Source organism: Tenacibaculum mesophilum (assembly GCF_003867075.1).
GTDB lineage: Bacteria > Bacteroidota > Bacteroidia > Flavobacteriales > Flavobacteriaceae > Polaribacter > Polaribacter mesophilus.
In genome coordinates this window covers 490184-508043 of the sequence record NZ_CP032544.1, presented here as the reverse complement: position 1 = coordinate 508043, position 17860 = coordinate 490184, and the positions used below count along the sequence as shown (strand labels likewise).

At 35.3% G+C, this 17860-nt stretch carries 15 protein-coding genes; 9 read left to right on the top strand and 6 right to left on the bottom strand.

Annotated features, from left to right (window positions below; translation table 11 throughout):
• The first annotated feature begins 78 nt into the window (after positions 1–78).
• Genes D6200_RS02435 through D6200_RS02425 form a run of 3 tightly spaced genes read left to right on the top strand, consistent with a single transcriptional unit; the run spans position 79 to position 3206 of the window.
• Entirely contained in the window at positions 79–2427 is a 2349-nt protein-coding gene (locus D6200_RS02435; protein ID WP_073183570.1) for an FdhF/YdeP family oxidoreductase, read from the top strand.
• A gap of 47 nt (positions 2428–2474) precedes the next feature.
• Positions 2475–2834 (top strand): hypothetical protein, encoded by a 360-nt coding sequence (locus D6200_RS02430; RefSeq protein WP_073183572.1) that lies wholly within the window; start codon positions 2475–2477, stop codon positions 2832–2834.
• A gap of 6 nt (positions 2835–2840) precedes the next feature.
• The gene (locus D6200_RS02425) at positions 2841–3206 is read left to right on the top strand and encodes a YchJ family protein (RefSeq protein WP_073183574.1); all 366 of its coding nucleotides are present in this window, start codon (positions 2841–2843) and stop codon (positions 3204–3206) included.
• 115 nt (positions 3207–3321) lie between these two features.
• Here D6200_RS02425 and ilvA read toward each other — a convergent pair whose 3' ends face one another.
• The 6 genes from ilvA to D6200_RS02395 form a co-directional block, all read right to left on the bottom strand.
• Positions 3322–4587, bottom strand: coding sequence for a threonine ammonia-lyase IlvA (gene ilvA / locus D6200_RS02420; RefSeq protein WP_073183576.1), 1266 nt, complete (start codon positions 4585–4587; stop codon positions 3322–3324).
• A 4-nt stretch (positions 4588–4591) separates the two neighbouring features.
• Positions 4592–6094 (bottom strand): ketol-acid reductoisomerase, encoded by a 1503-nt coding sequence (gene ilvC / locus D6200_RS02415; RefSeq protein ID WP_073183578.1) that lies wholly within the window; start codon positions 6092–6094, stop codon positions 4592–4594.
• Positions 6095–6118: 24 nt separating this feature from the next.
• Entirely contained in the window at positions 6119–6646 is a 528-nt protein-coding gene (gene ilvN / locus D6200_RS02410; protein WP_047788975.1) for an acetolactate synthase small subunit, read from the bottom strand.
• A gap of 6 nt (positions 6647–6652) precedes the next feature.
• Positions 6653–8386 (bottom strand): biosynthetic-type acetolactate synthase large subunit, encoded by a 1734-nt coding sequence (gene ilvB, locus D6200_RS02405; RefSeq protein ID WP_073183581.1) that lies wholly within the window; start codon positions 8384–8386, stop codon positions 6653–6655.
• 167 nt (positions 8387–8553) lie between these two features.
• Positions 8554–10230, bottom strand: a complete 1677-nt coding sequence (ilvD, locus tag D6200_RS02400) for a dihydroxy-acid dehydratase (protein ID WP_073183583.1) — start codon at positions 10228–10230, stop codon at positions 8554–8556.
• A gap of 1 nt (position 10231) precedes the next feature.
• A complete protein-coding gene (locus tag D6200_RS02395) occupies positions 10232–11119 on the bottom strand; it encodes a branched-chain amino acid transaminase (protein WP_073183585.1) in 888 nt (295 codons plus the stop codon).
• A 903-nt stretch (positions 11120–12022) separates the two neighbouring features.
• On the opposite strand from D6200_RS02395, the gene D6200_RS02390 reads away from it, so the two are divergent.
• From D6200_RS02390 to D6200_RS02365, 6 genes are all read left to right on the top strand, one after another.
• Positions 12023–12634, top strand: coding sequence for a GNAT family N-acetyltransferase (locus D6200_RS02390; RefSeq protein ID WP_073183588.1), 612 nt, complete (start codon positions 12023–12025; stop codon positions 12632–12634).
• Positions 12631–13809: an argininosuccinate synthase gene (locus D6200_RS02385; RefSeq protein ID WP_073183590.1), complete on the top strand. Its 1179-nt coding sequence runs from the start codon at positions 12631–12633 to the stop codon at positions 13807–13809. The genes D6200_RS02390 and D6200_RS02385 overlap by 4 nt, the downstream gene beginning before the upstream one ends.
• A gap of 165 nt (positions 13810–13974) precedes the next feature.
• A complete protein-coding gene (argC, locus tag D6200_RS02380) occupies positions 13975–14952 on the top strand; it encodes an N-acetyl-gamma-glutamyl-phosphate reductase (protein WP_073183593.1) in 978 nt (325 codons plus the stop codon).
• A 10-nt stretch (positions 14953–14962) separates the two neighbouring features.
• Positions 14963–15760, top strand: a complete 798-nt coding sequence (gene proC, locus D6200_RS02375; protein ID WP_073183595.1) for a pyrroline-5-carboxylate reductase — start codon at positions 14963–14965, stop codon at positions 15758–15760.
• On the top strand, positions 15760–16887 hold the full coding sequence (locus D6200_RS02370) for an aspartate aminotransferase family protein (RefSeq protein ID WP_073183597.1): 1128 nt from the start codon (positions 15760–15762) through the stop codon (positions 16885–16887). The genes proC and D6200_RS02370 overlap by 1 nt, the downstream gene beginning before the upstream one ends.
• Positions 16884–17822, top strand: coding sequence for a Rossmann-fold NAD(P)-binding domain-containing protein (locus D6200_RS02365; protein ID WP_073183600.1), 939 nt, complete (start codon positions 16884–16886; stop codon positions 17820–17822). The genes D6200_RS02370 and D6200_RS02365 overlap by 4 nt, the downstream gene beginning before the upstream one ends.
• Positions 17823–17860 lie beyond the last annotated feature (38 nt).

Below are 17860 nucleotides of genomic sequence, written 5' to 3'. Positions count from 1 at the left end.
CTTTAGTCTTTTTTTGTTAGTTTTATAAAGACTTATAATGAAACGCTTTTTATTCATAACAACAGTCTATTTATAATTATGGAAAATCAAAATAAAAAAGACAAAAGCAAACAACCTTCTGCAGAACCTCCTTATAAACTATTAAGTTTAAGAACTGGTGCTCCGAAAGATTGGGCTGCGGGTATTCCTGGAGTTACTAACGCTATAAAAAGTTTAATTAAAGATAAAACTCTAACGCGAGGAGGAAAAGCTTTATTTAAAATGAATCAGTTTAATGGTTTTGACTGTCCTAGTTGTGGCTGGCCTGATCCAGATGATGAACGATCACCTATTGCTGAATATTGCGAAAACGGAGTTAAAGCTTTAGCAGAAGAAGCTACTAATAAAAAAATTACTGCTTCCTTCTTTAAACAAAACTCTATTGAAGAATTAACCAACTTGAGTGACTATGAAATAGGTGGTTTAGGGCGACTTTCTGAACCAATGTACTTGCCTAAAAATGGTACACATTATGAACCTATTAGCTGGGACAATGCTTTTGCTAAAATTGCTGAGCACTTAAATAAATTAGAATCTCCAAATAATGCTGCTTTTTATACTTCTGGAAGAACAAGTAACGAAGCTTCTTTTGTATATCAACTTTTTGTACGTGAATTTGGAACAAATAACTTTCCTGATTGTTCCAATATGTGTCACGAAACCTCTGGTTTCACCCTTGCCTCAGTTACAGGGATAGGAAAAGGAACAGCCACTTTAAAAGACTTCTACGATACTGATATCATTATTATTATTGGTCAAAATCCAGGAACGAATTCTCCACGAATGTTAAGCGCTTTAGAAAAAGGGAAAAAGAATGGAGCTAAAATTATTGCTGTTAATCCTCTTCCCGAAGCTGGTTTAATGGGCTTCCGAGATCCTCAAAAAATAAGTGGTATTTTAGGAAAAGGTATCCAACTTGCCGATTTACACCTTCCCGTTAAAATTAATGGAGATTTAGCACTGCTAAAAGCTATCGAACGCTTACTATTTCATTTTGAAAAAGAAACCCCAGGTAAAGTTTTCGATCAAGAATTTATCAAAAATAAAACAGTTGGTTATAACGATTTAATTAAGCAAATTGAAAATTATGACGTAGATGAATTAGCAAGTATATCTGGTGTTCTAAAAAAAGATATTCAAAAAGCTGCTGAAATGTTAGCTTATAAAAACCGAATTATCATTTGTTGGGGAATGGGGCTTACGCAACAACCTAACGGGGTTGATATTTTAAAAGAAGTTCTGAATCTCTTATTTTTAAAAGGAAGTATTGGTAAACCCGGAGCGGGTTCTTGTCCTGTAAGAGGTCATAGTAATGTACAAGGAAACAGAACAATGTTGATTAATAATCATCCTTCCCAAAAACAATTAGATAAACTTAACGAAGTTTTTGGTTTTAACCCGCCAAGAGAGAACGGTTACGATGTAGTTGATACTATAAAAGCAATGAATGAAGGAAAAGTTAAAGTACACTTTAGTATGGGAGGTAATTTCTTGTCTGCTACTCCTGACACCACCTATACTGCAAACGGATTAAGACAACTAGACTTATCTGTTTCTGTTTCTACTAAACTTAATAGAACCCATTTAATTCATGGAAAAGAAGCTTTAATTTTGCCTACTATTTCTAAAAGTGAAATTGATATGATTAATGGTGAGCATCAGTATACAAGTGCTGAAAATGCCATGGGAATCGTAGAGTGGTCTAAAGGAGTATTAAAACCAATATCTGACAAACTTATCAACGAAACTCATATTGTTTGCCGTATTGCAAAAGCTACTTTAGGAAGTAAAAGTGTGGTTGATTGGAATCGTTATATGAATAGTTATGATGCTGTGAGAGATGATATTGAAAAATGTATTCCAGGTTTTGACAATTACAATGTTCGTGTAAAACAAAAAGGCGGATTTTACTTACCTAATGCGGCTCGTGAAGGACGGTTTAAAACAAAAGAGTTTGGAGATCGTGTTCCATTTTCTATAACCACATTACCTAAAAACACATTGGCTGATGATGAGTATTTAATGGCTACGGTAAGAACTCATGACCAGTTCAATACTACTATTTATGGATTAGATGATCGTTATCGCGGAGTTTATAATGAGCGTCGTGTAATTTTTATGAATAAAAAAGATATTGAAAAAGCAGGATTTAATGCAGGTGATAAAGTAGACTTGTACAATTATGATGACAATACAGAGCGTATTGCTCCACTATTTATTATAGTTGAATATCCTATTCCTGAAAAAAACACGGTTACTTATTTTCCGGAAACTAATGTTTTAGTGTCAATTCACAATACTGTTAAAGGTAGTAATATGCCTGCCTCAAAGCATGTAAAAATTAAAATAAAAAAACACAATACTGCTCTTATTAACCAAGAAAAGTAGTTACTTATAATAAACTATCTTAATTTTGCTTAATTATTGAACATTAAATGACAGTAGAAGATTTAGTAGGAACTTATGATATTATAGGCAGTAATCAAGACGAAAGTGATAACACCTACAAAGGTACACTCTCTTTAACTCTTGATAAAGACAACAGAATTATTGCCAAATGGCTTATTAACAAGCAACAAGAACAATTTGGCACTGGTTTCTTTAAAAAAAACATTTTAGTTATTAACTTTAATTACAGAGGCGATGATAACACTATATATAAAGGAGTCGCTGTGTACTCTTGCCTTTCTAAAAATATCTTAGAAGGATTTTGGTCTGAAAAACACGGAAATCCCTTATTTCTAGGAGAAGAACGCTGTTTTAGAATACAAGAACAGCCCGAGTTAATCAATTAAATAAATATGCAGTGTCCATGTAACCCTAATAAAAAATACAGTGATTGCTGTCAAAAAGCACATCAAAATATTCATTCAGCTACCTCAGCTGAAGCTCTAATGCGTTCAAGATATAGTGCTTTTGTTTTAGCAGATATTAATTACCTACAAAAAAGTCACCACAGCAGTACCAGACCTTCTAAGCGAGAAAAGAAAGATATTTTAGCTTGGACAAAAGCTGTTAATTGGATAAAACTAGAAGTGCTACGTACAACAGAAACTACAGTTGAATTCAAAGCTTTTTTTATGGAAAATGGCAGTATCGATGTGATTCACGAAAACTCTGTTTTTTGTAAAGAAAATGACCATTGGGTATATCTTGGTCAAAAATAAGACTGTCAAAAACGTCATTTCAACCAAAGGGAGAAATCTTTTGTTTGTTACTCGTTTTTGAGAGATTCCTCCTCGTCCCTCGTTCGAAATGACACCTTAGACAGTTTTATCTATTTTACACCAAGAACTCAAATAAATTAGGTTTATCATTTAGGTATTCACCATAAAAATTTCGCTGTTTCATTCGATGAATTAATGGCTCTAAATCTTCTTTTTTCTCTAATTCTATACCAACAACAGCAGACCCGTTTTCTCTGTTGGTTTTTTTAGAGTATTCAAAAAAAGTAATATCATCATTCTCGCCTAACACCTCAGCAACAAACTCTTTTAGCGCTCCTGCACGTTGTGGAAAACGGACAATAAAATAGTGCTTTAATTTACTATATAATAACGCACGTTCTTTTATTTCGGCGGTACGGGTAATGTCGTTATTACTTCCGCTAACAACACACACTACATTTTTACCTTTTAATTCTTCTTTATAAAAATCAAGTGCACTAATAGTCAAAGCTCCAGCAGGCTCAACCACTATTGCTTCTTTATTGTACATTTCTAAAATGGTTTGACATACTTTTCCTTCAGGAACAGTAATCATATCCGATAAGTTCTCTCTACAAATTTTATAGGTCAACGCTCCTACTTGCTGTACTGCTGCTCCGTCGACAAACTTATCTATGTTTTCTAACACAACATTTTTGTTTGCTTCTAACGATTTTTTCATAGAAGGTGCTCCTGCTGGCTCTACTCCGATAATTTTTGTTCTTGGAGACAATAACTTAAAAACACTTGATAAACCGGAAGCCAATCCACCACCTCCAACAGGCACAAAAACATAGTCTATTGGTTGTTGTAATTGCTGTAAAATTTCTAGGCCAACGGTTGCTTGTCCTTCAATAATTTTTTCATCATCAAATGGATGTACAAATGTCTTTTGCAAACTATCACATAAAAGTTTTGCAGCCTTGTAAGCATCATCAAATGTATCTCCTATCAATCGAATATCCACAAAATCACCTCCGAACATTTTTACCTGCTCTACCTTCTGTTTGGGTGTAGGTGCAGGCATATAAATAGTTCCGTAGATTTCTTTTTTTCTACATGCTAAGGCTACTCCCTGTGCATGATTTCCTGCACTAGCACACACAATTCCGCTTACTAATTCATTTTTTGTTAAAGAGTTAATTTTATTGTAAGCTCCTCTAATTTTATACGAACGAACTTGCTGCAAATCTTCTCTCTTCAAAAAGATGTTTGCATTAAACTGTTGTGATAAATTAAAATTTTCTTGCAGCGGAGTAACTGCCACGACTTCTTGTAAAGTCGCAGCAGCTTGCTCTATATCTTCTAATTTAGGAAAATAGGTTTCTTTTTGAACTTCCATACGATTATGCTAAAACGGGTTCTTCTTGATTGACGCTTGTTTTGATTACTTTCATCGCAGTCATTGCCTCACGCAACTCTGCTCCAACTTTTTCAATAGGATGGTTGCGAATTACTTTATTCACTTTAATTAATTCAAGATTATCAACTTCGTTCGTGCTACTGTACGCTTTTCCAATAACATCAGTATGTACAGATTTCATAAAATCAGTCAATAATGGTTTTGCAGCATGGTCGAATAAGTAGCATCCGTATTCAGCTGTATCAGAAATAATACGGTTCATTTCAAACAATTTCTTACGTGCTACCGTATTGGCTATTAATGGTAATTCATGTAACGATTCGTAGTATGCCGATGCTGAAATAATTCCTGATTTCACCATCGTTTCAAAAGCTAGCTCAACTCCAGCTTTAACAAAAGCAACTAACAACGTTCCTTTATCAAAATAGACTTGTTCTGAAATTTCTTCAGAAGTCGCAGTAGTTTTTTCAAATTGTGTTTCTCCAGTAGCTGCTCTCCATGTTAATAAATTTACATCATCGTTTGCCCAGTCTTCCATCATGGTTTTTGAAAAATGTCCTGACATGATATCATCCATATGCTTGTTGAATAACGGAGCTAATACTTCTTTTAATTCTTCGGAAAGTTGATAAGCTTTAATTTTTGCAGGATTTGATAAACGATCCATCATATTGGTAATTCCTCCATGTTTTAATGCCTCAGTAATGGTTTCCCATCCGTATTGAATTAACTTAGATGCATAGGTAGGTTCTACTCCTTCTTCAACCATTTTGTTGAAAGATAAAATAGACCCTGTTTGTAACACACCACATAAAATGGTTTGCTCTCCCATTAAGTCCGATTTTACCTCAGCAACAAACGACGATTCCAATACTCCTGCTCTGTGTCCGCCTGTAGCATACGCATAAGCTTTAGCTTGGGCCAATCCTTTGTTTTCTGGGTCGTTTTCAGGGTGTACCGCAATTAAAGTTGGTACTCCAAAACCTCTTAAATATTCTTCTCTTACTTCTGTTCCGGGGCACTTTGGCGCCACCATAATTACGGTTAAATCTTTACGCACTTGCATGCCTTCTTCAACAATATTAAATCCGTGAGAATACGATAGAGTTGCTCCTGATTTCATCAATGGCATCACAGCGTTTACTACCTGTGTATGTTGCTTATCAGGCGTTAAATTACATACCAAATCGGCAGTAGGAATTAATTCTTCATACGTTCCTACTTTAAACCCATTTTCTGTTGCGTTTTTATACGATTGACGTTGCTCTTTAATGGCTGCTTCACGTAAAGCATACGAAATATCTAAACCAGAATCACGCATGTTTAATCCTTGGTTCAATCCTTGTGCTCCACACCCTACAATTACCACTTTTTTATCTTCTAATGCTTCAATTCCTTCTGAAAACTCTTCAGCATTCATAAATCTACATTTTCCTAATTGTTCTAACTGCTCTCTTAATGATAATTGGTTGAAATAATTTTTCATTTCTATTGTATTTGTGTTGTTTGTTTATTGCTGTATTAATTGTAATAGTTGCGATACTGGCATTTCTTCTTTAGTAACCGCAATTCTTCCTGAACGAACAAATTGCTTTATACCATGTTTATCTAATATGTGATAGAGTTCTTCTACTTCTTCTTTACGTCCTGATTTTTCCAAAACAAAAAAGCTTTTATTTACATTAATGACTCTTGATTTACTTTGGTTGATAATAGTTTGAATTTCATCATTATCCGTTAACAAATCGGTACTTAGTTTGAATAAACACGATTCTTGATAAATCGTTTCTTCATCGGTATGATAAAAAGCTTTGATTACCTCTACTTGCTTTTCTATTTGACCAATTATTTTTTTCATTTGTTCCTCTGTAATCTTAACCAAAAGTGTAATTCTCGACACACTTTTAATTTCTGAAGAAGAGCTGTTGATACTCTCAATATTGATATGTCTTCGTTGAAATATTGCTGATATTCTATTTAACAACCCTACGTTATTTTCAGTATATATTGAAATTGTATAAGTGTTTTTTGTACTCATATTTTCTTATTTTAATCGAACATCAGATACTGACGCTCCTGTTGGAATCATTGGAAATACATTATCTTCCTTTTCTACGCAAACCTCAAGGAAATAGGCTTCTTTAGATTGTATCATTTCTTGGACAGCATTCGCCAAATCTTCTCTTTTAGTCACTCTGTTAGCTGCCATATGATACCCTTTAGCAATTGCTATAAAATCAGGATTTGTCATTACTGTAGAAGCATATCTCTTGTCAAAAAATAACTGTTGCCACTGGCGTACCATTCCTAAAAACTCATTGTTAAGCACTACAATTTTTACCGCTGCTTTGGTTTGTAAAATAGTTCCAAGTTCTTGTATGGTCATTTGGTAACCGCCATCACCAATAACAGCAACTACCTCACGCTCTGGGGTTCCCATTTTTGCTCCAATTGCCGCAGGTAAAGCAAAACCCATAGTACCTAATCCACCAGAAGTAATGTTACTTTTCGTTTGATTGAATTCTGCATAACGACTTGCTATCATTTGATGTTGACCAACATCAGTAACTACAATGGCTTTTCCTTCAGAGGCTTCATTTATTTGCTTAATAACCTCTCCCATTGTTAAACCTTCTTTCGTTGGAAACAAATCATTTTTTATCACGTTATCAAACTCTACAGCATCAAGGTTTCTAAATTCTTGTAACCATTCTTTGTGTGAATTCTGTTCTAAAAGAGGAAGTGCTACCGTTAAGGTTTCTTTTACATTTCCTAAAACAGCTACGTCTGTCTTTACATTTTTGTCAACTTCCGCAGGATCTATTTCAAAATGCACCACTTTAGCTTGTTTCGCATAACGGCTTAAATCCCCAGTAACACGATCGTCAAAACGCATTCCAACAGCTATTAATACATCACACTCGTTGGTGAGTTTATTCGGACTGTAATTACCATGCATTCCTACCATTCCAACATGTAAAGGGTGTTTGGTTGGTAAAGCCGATAAGCCTAACAACGTACTTGCCGATGGAATTCCTGCTTTCTCTATAAAAGCTTTAAATTCTTCTTCTGCTTCTCCTAGTATTACTCCTTGTCCCCAAACTACAAATGGTCTTTCCGCATTATTTATCAACTCAACAGCTGCTTCAACACTTTGGATGTTCGTATTCGGAACAGGTTGATAACTTCGCACTGAAGTACATTTTTTATATTCAAAATCAAACTCTTCAAACTGCGCATTTTTAGTAATATCAACCAAAACAGGTCCTGGTCTTCCTGAACGGGCGATGTAAAATGCTTTTGCCATTACTTCGGGGATCTCACTTGCTTTGGTTATCTGATAATTCCACTTCGTTACTGGAGTTGAAATACCTACGATATCTGTTTCTTGAAAAGCATCAGACCCTAATAAGTGTGCTCCTACTTGTCCTGTAATACATACCATTGGCGTAGAATCTATCTGTGCATCGGCAATACCAGTAATTAGGTTAGTTGCCCCTGGACCCGAAGTTGCCATGGCAACTCCTACTTTACCTGTAGCTCGCGCATAGCCTTGTGCTGCATGAGTTGCTCCTTGCTCGTGACGTGTTAATACATGATGTAATTTATCTTGATATTTATACAGCTCATCATATACAGGCATAATAGCTCCTCCTGGATACCCATACAATAAATCGACTCCTTCTGCTAATAAACATCTTACTACAGCTTCTGCACCTGTAATGGTTACTTTTTGTGTGATTTCTTGTTCTGTTTGTTGTTTCGTTTTTGTTTCCATAAACTCAGCTTTATGCTTTTAGCTTTTAGCTATATGCTTAGTTATTTTTATTAAATTTTTAGTGCTACTATATGTAGTCTTGAATCTTAATTCTCTCGTCTTTATCTAAAAATCAAACACCTTTAGGCAAGCCTCAAGAAATTTATCTTCTGGCTATCGCCCTGCGATTAAAATTCGTCGGTTACACATCCGTCAGATGCTGATGCTACTGTTCTTGCATATTTATATAGCACTCCCCTTTTCACTTTTAAAGGTGGAGCTATCCATTCTTGTTTTCTTTTAGTTAACTCTTCTTCTGAAACTTCTAGATTAATCGTATTCGTTTCTGCATTAATGGTTATGGTATCTCCATCTTTTACCAAAGCGATTACACCACCTTCTTGTGCTTCTGGCGTGATATGCCCTACTACAAACCCGTGAGTTCCTCCAGAGAAACGACCATCTGTAATTAGAGCAACATCTTTACCTAACCCTACTCCCATAATAGCGGCTGTTGGCTTTAGCATTTCTGGCATCCCAGGTCCTCCTTTAGGTCCTTCATAACGAATTACGACTACATCTCCTTTTTCAACTTTTCCATCTCGTATCCCATCATTTGCTGCGTATTCGCCTTCAAAAACTTTTGCTTTTCCAGAGAAATACAATCCTTCCTTTCCTGTTATTTTTGCAACAGAACCTTCCTTAGCTAAATTTCCGTAGAGCATTCGTAAATGTCCCGTAGCTTTGATAGGTTGTTCTGTTGGCTTAATTACTTCCTGCCCATCCGTTAAACTTGGAACTGTTGCTAAGTTTTCTGCTACTGTTTTTCCTGTTACGGTTAAACAATCTCCATGTAACAACCCTTTTTCTAGTAAATACTTTAAAACTGCCGGTGTACCACCTACCTTATGCACATCCTCCATCAAGTATTTTCCACTAGGTTTTAAATCGGCTAAGAATGGAGTTTCATCTGAAATACGTTGGAAATCTTCCAAAGTAAATTGTACATCTGCCGCTTTTGCTATAGCTAAAAAGTGTAATACTGCATTGGTAGAACCTCCCATAACCGTTACCAATCGTACTGCGTTTTCCAGCGATTTTTTAGTAACGATGTCTGATGGTTTGATATCTTTTTCTAGTAATACGCGTAACGCTTCACCAGCCTTTACACATTCTTGTTCTTTATCGTTACTTATCGCAGGGTTAGACGAGTTGTAAGGTAAACTCATACCCAAGGCTTCAATTGCTGACGCCATCGTGTTTGCAGTATACATTCCTCCACAAGCTCCAGCTCCTGGACATGCTTTCTCAATAACACTTTGATATTCTTTTTGAGTAATAGTTCCTGCAACTTTCTCTCCCCAAGCTTCAAAAGCTGATACCACATCTAACTTTTTTCCTTCATGACATCCTGAGGCAATGGTTCCTCCATATACTAAAACTGATGGACGATTTAAACGCAACATTGCCATTAAGGCTCCTGGCATGTTCTTATCACAACCCACTACGGTTACCAATCCGTCATACGACATCGCTTGCACTACCGTTTCCATAGAGTCAGCAATTACATCACGAGATGGTAGAGAATAGCGCATCCCTGGAGTTCCCATAGAAATTCCGTCGGAAACGCCTATGGTATTAAATATTAATCCTACTAAATTAGCATTTTCAGTTCCTTCTTTTACCAATTTTGCTAAATCGTTTAGGTGCATATTACACGGATTCCCTTCATATCCTGTACTTGCAATTCCTACCAACGGTTTTTCTAAATCTGATTTCGACAAACCTATAGCATGCAACATAGCTTGTGCTGCTGGTTGCGTATCGTCTTGAGTTACTTGTTTACTAAATTTGTTTAGTTCCATGTTAGCTTGCTTTGCGTTTTTGACGTAAGCCTAATACTTCGTCTTTATATAATTTCATTAGTTTGTGCCCGTGTGATTTTTCCCACGCTAGTGGAAATTGATAGTCGTCTAGCGATTGTAAGCCAACTATCTCGGCTGCAGTTCCTGTAAAAAAACAAGCATCAGCATTTTTTAATTCTTCTAAAGTGAAATGCTTTTCTTCAACAGAGATTCCTTCTTCTTTACATAAATCGATAACCGTAGCACGAGTAATTCCTGCCATGATATGACCTCTAGGTGGCGTGTATAACTTCCCTTCTTTCTGCATAAAAACATTTGCTCCAGAACATTCAGCTACATTGCCGTTCATATCTAATAACAATGCTTCATCATACCCATTATTCTTTGCTTCGTTAGTTGATAATATTGAGTTTGTATAGTGCCCTGTTACTTTTGCTTCTACAAAACATGACTTCGGATTCGGACGCTGAAACGATGATGTTTTTACTCTAAGTAATTTATCTCCCATGTACTTGCCCCACTCCCAACATTGTATTACTAAATTCGTCTCTTTAGAAGTTAACAAACTCATATCTGATCCTGTAGTGACTAACGGACGGATGTATGCGTCTTTTAAACCATTACGTTCCAATAATTCATAAGTAATTTGCGTTAGTTGTTCTTCAGAATACTCCAATTGAATATTCATGACTTCTGCTCCATACTTAAGCCTTTTGTAATGCTCATATGACTTAAAAATTTTAGTTCCTTCGTTGGTATTGTATGCTCTTATACCTTCGAAAACCCCATTTCCATAGTGTAAACTTTGACTATACAAGTTAGCGCTTGCGTCTACGGCTTTGATAAACTCTCCGTTGTAATAGATTACTGTTTCTTCGTTGTAATACATTTTTTCAGTTGTTTTGCTGTTCAAAATTATTTTTCGCTTTTTAATTTACTTTCTTGTTTTGTAAGGCTTTGATGATTTTCACTGACTCCAAAAAACAAGCAAAAAACTCAAAACCAAGCACTTAAAACCAAATCATTATGATATTCACGGAATAAAAAAAGCCTGTATCTAGAGTTAGATACAGGCTTCCTTATAGGCAATAACTATCTGTATCAACTCGGTGGAGAGCTAATAATGACAATAATAATTACCACGATGTTAAAAATTTGATTCATGTTTTTTGCAACTAAAAAAGGCTTCCTAAATTTAGGAAGCCTTCTTGATTAATTTATATGTTAAATATTAAATACCGCTTCCCTATCCTTGTGAAATAATCACAATGACAATAATAATAGAAATGATATTTAATATTTGTTTTTTCATCTGATATCACAAATATTTGAAATTATTTTTTAGTTATCCTAATATTTTTTTGATTTTTTTATTTCTCCCCTTAAAAACACACCTCCTAACCCACTGTTTTACTTAACATTATAAAAGTTTTTATTTTTTATTTAGCATTTATCAAAATTTATTTTATAGATTTGTGCCGTTATGCAAACAAATAAAATATACAACTATATACCCAGTTTTTTAGTGCGGTCTTTCAACCGACGCTAGTCTTCCTTTTGTCCTAAACTGAGTATTGTATAATTTTATTTTCATTCTTTTGATTTCTATAATCTACATTTTTATATCGTTATTAACTCTTGTTATTGTTTTCAATAACATTACTGTTGTACGACCTATTTTTATCCGACGTCGCCCGTAAGGGTACTACTTCATTTTGGGAACCTAGGTGTGTCCGGTTCTTCTTTTTAAACCACCGATTTTTAACAAAATGTTTATCTAAAATCAATTTCAATGAGAGTTGTTATTGCTGATCAATCGCATAGTAAGTATGCTGAAATTATTTGTCAAACTATTGACGAAGCTGCTCTGGTTAGAGGCACAGGAATTGCCAAAAGAAAACCAGAATACATCATTACAAAACTAGAAAATGGTAACGCTGTTATTGCCTTAGATGGCGATCAATTTGCTGGTTTTTGTTATATCGAAGCCTGGAGTCATGGCAAATTTGTAGCCAATTCTGGGTTGATTGTTCACCCAAACTATAGAGGTATTGGTTTAGCCAAACAAATTAAGAAAGTAGTTTTTGAGCATTCTAAAGCTAAATTTCCTAATGCTAAGATATTTAGTATTACTACTGGTTTGGCGGTTATGAAACTCAACAGCGAATTAGGCTATCAACCTGTTACTTTTTCTGAACTTACAGAAGATCAGTCTTTTTGGAATGGTTGTCAGACTTGTAAAAATTACGATGTCTTGCAACGTACACAGCAAAAAATGTGTTTGTGTACCGGTATGTTATTCGATCCTAACAAAAAACCTCAAAACATAAAAGTAAAAGCCAAAGTCTTTCAAAGACTCAAAAGAATTAAGGAAACCATCTTCCTAAAAAAAGACAAAAAATGAAAAAATTAGTAATTGCTTATAGTGGCGGATTAGATACTTCGTACTGTGCGGTAAGCTTATCAAAACAAGGATATGAAGTTCATGCTGTTAGCGTTAATACTGGCGGATTTTCTTCCGAAGAAATTAAAAAGATTGAACACAACGCTTACACAATGGGTCTGACTACCTATAAAAATATCAATGCCGTAACTGATTATTACGATAAAGTAATTAAGTACTTAATTTTTGGTAACGTGTTAAAAAACAATACGTATCCACTTTCGGTAAGTGCTGAAAGAATTATACAAGCTATAGAAATAGTAAACTATGCTAAGAGTATTGGTGCTAGTTATATTGCTCATGGTAGTACAGGTGCTGGGAATGATCAAGTAAGGTTTGATATGATTTTTCAAACCATTGCTCCTGAAATTGAAATCATAACTCCTATAAGAGATTTACAACTTTCAAGACAAGAAGAAATTGAGTACTTAAAAAGTAACGGTATTGATTTGTCTTGGGAAAAAGCTAAATATTCTGTCAACAAAGGTTTATGGGGAACCAGTGTAGGAGGTGAAGAAACCTTAACCTCAGAACATCCGTTACCAGAACACGCCTACCCTTCTCAAGTAACAAAGACAGTACCTGAACAAGTAAAACTCTCTTTTGTAAAAGGTGAATTAATGGCTATCAATGATGACGAAAAAACTCCTGTACAAAACATTGAGCAATTAAATACCATGGCGTCTAAATTCGGAATTGGTAGAGATATTCACGTGGGCGATACTATTGTAGGAATTAAAGGAAGAGTTGGTTTTGAAGCTGCTGCGGCATTAATCACTATTAAAGCACATCACTTACTTGAGAAACACACCTTAACCAAGTGGCAATTACAACACAAAGAGTATTTAGCTAGCTTTTATGGCATGCATTTGCATGAAGGTCAGTATTTAGATCCTGTAATGAGAGATATGGAAGCCTTCTTTACAAATAGCCAAGCAAAGGTAACTGGCGATGTTTTTGTAACGCTGAAACTCTATCATTTTACACTTGATGGAATTGATTCTCCACATGATTTAATGAATGCCAAATTTGGTAGTTACGGTGAACTAAACAAAGGATGGACTGCTGAAGATGCGAAAGGTTTTATCAAAATCTTAGGAAATCAGAATAAAATATACCAACAAGTTAATCAGTAGACAGTAAACAGTGAGTGATTAACAATAAACAGATTGCCACTCTTGAGCTTGTCTTGAGCGACAGTCGAAAGGCTCGCAATGACAAAAACGTCATCATGAGGAGTGATAACGACGTGATGATCTCATGAATGAAAACTCATTCTACTATTTAAAACAACAAACAATATGATACAAGTAGGAATCATCGGAGGTGCTGGTTATACAGCAGGAGAGTTAATTAGACTTTTATTACAACATCCAAAAGCGACTATTAATTTTGTGTATAGCACTTCTAATGCCGGTAATAAAATAGCGAATGTCCATCAGGATTTGGTGGGGAGTACCGATTTAGTATTCACCAATAAAATCAATGCTTCTGTAGACGTACTGTTTTTATGTTTAGGACACGGAAACTCTAAAAAGTTTTTAGAAACACATACCTTTTCAAATCATACTAAGATTATTGATTTAGGAAATGATTTTAGACTAGAAGCTGATAGTACTTTTCAAGGAAAGCAATTTGTATATGGTTTACCTGAGTTTCAAAAGGAAGCTATACAAAACGCTTCTTATATTGCAAATCCAGGGTGTTTTGCTACAGCTATTCAATTAGGGTTGCTTCCACTGGCAGATGCAGGTTTATTACAAAATGATGTACATGTCAATGCGGTTACTGGTGCTACTGGAGCAGGTACTTCATTATCAGCAACCACGCATTTTACATGGAGAGATAATAATTTTTCCTATTACAAACCTTTTACCCATCAGCATTTAGGAGAAATCAGTCAGACCTTGCATACGCTTCAATCTAGTTTTGATTCAGAAGTATTATTTCTCCCTAACAGAGGAGATTTTTCCAGAGGTATTTATGCAACATTATACACAGATTTTGAAGGAAGTTTAGAAGAAGCACAACAACTGTATTCAGGCTACTATAAAGAGGCTCTTTTTACACACGTAGCTGATAATGAATTACACTTAAAACAGGTAGTAAACACCAACAAGTGTTTAATTCATTTGCATAAACACGGAGATAAGCTCCTCATAACAAGCATTATTGATAATTTATTAAAAGGAGCTTCTGGGCAAGCAGTCCAGAATATGAACCTAATGTTTCGTTTTCAAGAGAATACAGGATTACAACTAAAAGCAACATATTTTTAAAATAAAAGACATGAAAATAGCAATTATAGGTACAGGTAACTTAGGAAAATCAATCGCTAAAGGATTGATACAAAACAATTCGTTTTCTCAACTTCTCTTAACCAAGAGAAACATTGAAAAACTTAATGAATTTAAAGAAGTTCCCAACGTTTTCATTAGTTCTAATAACAAGGAAGCAATCACAGCATCTGATGTACTAATTTTTGTAGTACAACCAACACATTTAGAAGCTCTTTTAAAAGAAACTGCTCCCCTATTATCAGACAACCATATAGTAATTTCTACAGTTGCTGGTTTTTCTATTGAAAAAATGGAAGCGCTTATTGGTTCAGATACTACTATTATCAGAGCCATGCCTAATACTGCTATTGCCGTTGGAAAATCGATGACTTGTCTTAGTGGTAATACTCAAAAGAAGGAAGATTTAAAAATAGCTACAACTATTTTCAATCAACTAGGAACTTCTATGATTATTCATGAAGATCAAATGCAAGCAGCCACCGTAATATGTGCTAGTGGAATTGCTTTTTGGATGCGCTTAATACGGGCAACTACACAAGCCGCTATTCAGTTAGGTTTCGATGCAAAAGAAGCACAAGAACTTGCGATGTATACCAGCGAAGGTGCTGCCAACCTACTCATAGCTACAGGAAATCATCCTGAAGAAGAAATCGATAAAGTTACCACTCCAAAAGGCTGTACCATTGAAGGTTTGAATGAAATGGAACACAAAGGTTTAAGTGCCGCCTTAATACAGGGAATGGTAGCCTCTTTTAACAAAATTAATACCATAAAAAAAGAAAACTAATGAGTTTATTTAACGTATATCCTCTATTTGATATTACCCCAGTAACCGCCAACGATGTATATGTGTACGATGATAAAGGCACAGAGTATTTAGATTTATATGGCGGACATGCCGTAATTTCTATTGGGCACTCACACCCTACCTATGTAAAAAACATTAGCCAGCAGGTAGCTAAACTAGGTTTTTATAGCAACGCTATTCAGAATCCGTTACAAGTGGAGTTAGCCTCACAACTAGAAGACATATCGGGTTGTAAAGACTATCAACTATTCTTATGTAATTCTGGAGCTGAAGCCAATGAAAATGCTTTAAAACTAGCTTCTTTTCACACTGGTAAGCAGAAAATAATTGCTTTTAAGAATTCATTTCACGGACGTACTTCAGCTGCAGTAGCAGCAACTGACAATCCTAAGATTGTAGCGCCTATCAATGCGCAGCAAGAGGTTATTTTTTTAGAGTTTGAAGACTTGGAAGGTGTTGAAAAGGCTTTAAAGAACAATGATGTTTGTGCCATTATTATTGAAACCATTCAAGGTATTGGTGGATTAGACGAAGCATCAACTACTTTTTACCAAGGGTTAGAAAAACTATGCAAGCAATACAACACGCTATTAATTGCTGATGAAATTCAGTGTGGTTTTGGTAGAACGGGTGATTTCTTTGCTTTTCAAAAACACGGCATTACTCCGCATATTATTTCCATGGCAAAAGGAATGGGAAACGGATTCCCTGTTGGGGGAATCTTAATTCATCCAAGCATCAAAGCTTCTTATGGTTTGTTAGGAACTACCTTTGGTGGTAATCACTTAGCTTGTGCAGCTTCCTTAGCAGTAATTGAAACCATCAAAAAAGAGCATTTGATGGAAAATGCACAGCAAATTGCTGAGTATTTTATGGAACAAGCAGCTTCTATTCCGCAGATAACAACTGTAAAAGGAAGAGGTCTCATGTTAGGGTTAGAATTCGATTTTCCTATTGCTGAATTAAGAAAGAATCTAATATTCAATCATCACATTTTCACAGGGAGCGCTAAGAATCCTAACTTATTAAGAATTCTTCCGCCATTAACCATTCAGAAGCAACATATCGATGTGTTTTTTGATGCTTTAAAAAAGGAACTGTCATGAAAAAATACACCAGCTTAAACGACATTGAAAACCTTTCAGAAACTATTCAAAAGGCAATTCAATTAAAAGAAAACCCCTATCAGTTTGCTGATTTAGGGCAACATAAAACCTTAGTCATGCTGTTCTTTAATGCTAGTTTGCGTACAAGATTAAGTACCGAAAAAGCGGCTAAAAACTTAGGGATGGAGGTAAGCGTATTAAACATTACCAACGCTTGGAATATGGAGTTTGAAGACGGTACTGTAATGAATTTAAGTACTTCAGAACATATTAAAGAGGCTGCCATGGTAATTTCTCAGTATGCTGATATCATTGCGGTAAGAGCTTTTCCTACGTTGAAAGACAAAGAAAAAGACACCTCTGAAATTGTACTCAACAGTTTTACAAAATACGCTACGGTGCCTATTGTCAATATGGAAAGTGCTACTGACCATCCGTTACAAGCCTTGGCAGATGCGATTACTATTACGGAAACCAAAAAAGTTGATAAACCTAAAGTAGTGTTGTCTTGGGCACCGCACCCAAAAGCATTACCACATTCGGTTGCCAATGCTTTTGTACACCTCATGCACAACATGGAGGTAGAATTTGTTATAACGCATCCCGAAGGTTATGAGCTAGATCCTGAAATCACACAACAGTTTCCTATAGAATACGATCAACAGAAAGCTTTTGAAAATGCCGACTTTATCTATGCTAAAAACTGGAGTTCTTTTAATGAGTATGGTAAAATACTAAATGAAGACCCCAACTGGATGATTACTCAGGAAAAAATAGGCGCTGCTAAATTTATGCACTGCTTACCTATCAGAAGAAATGTGGTAGCGGAAGATGCTGTTTTAGATGGTGAAAATTCTCTTGTGATTGAACAAGCCAACAACAGAACCTTTGCAGCACAGATAGTATTAAAAGAGATTTTAAATCATTTAAGTTGAATTTAAATTTTGACTTGTCAGTTCGAGTGTCGACCGCA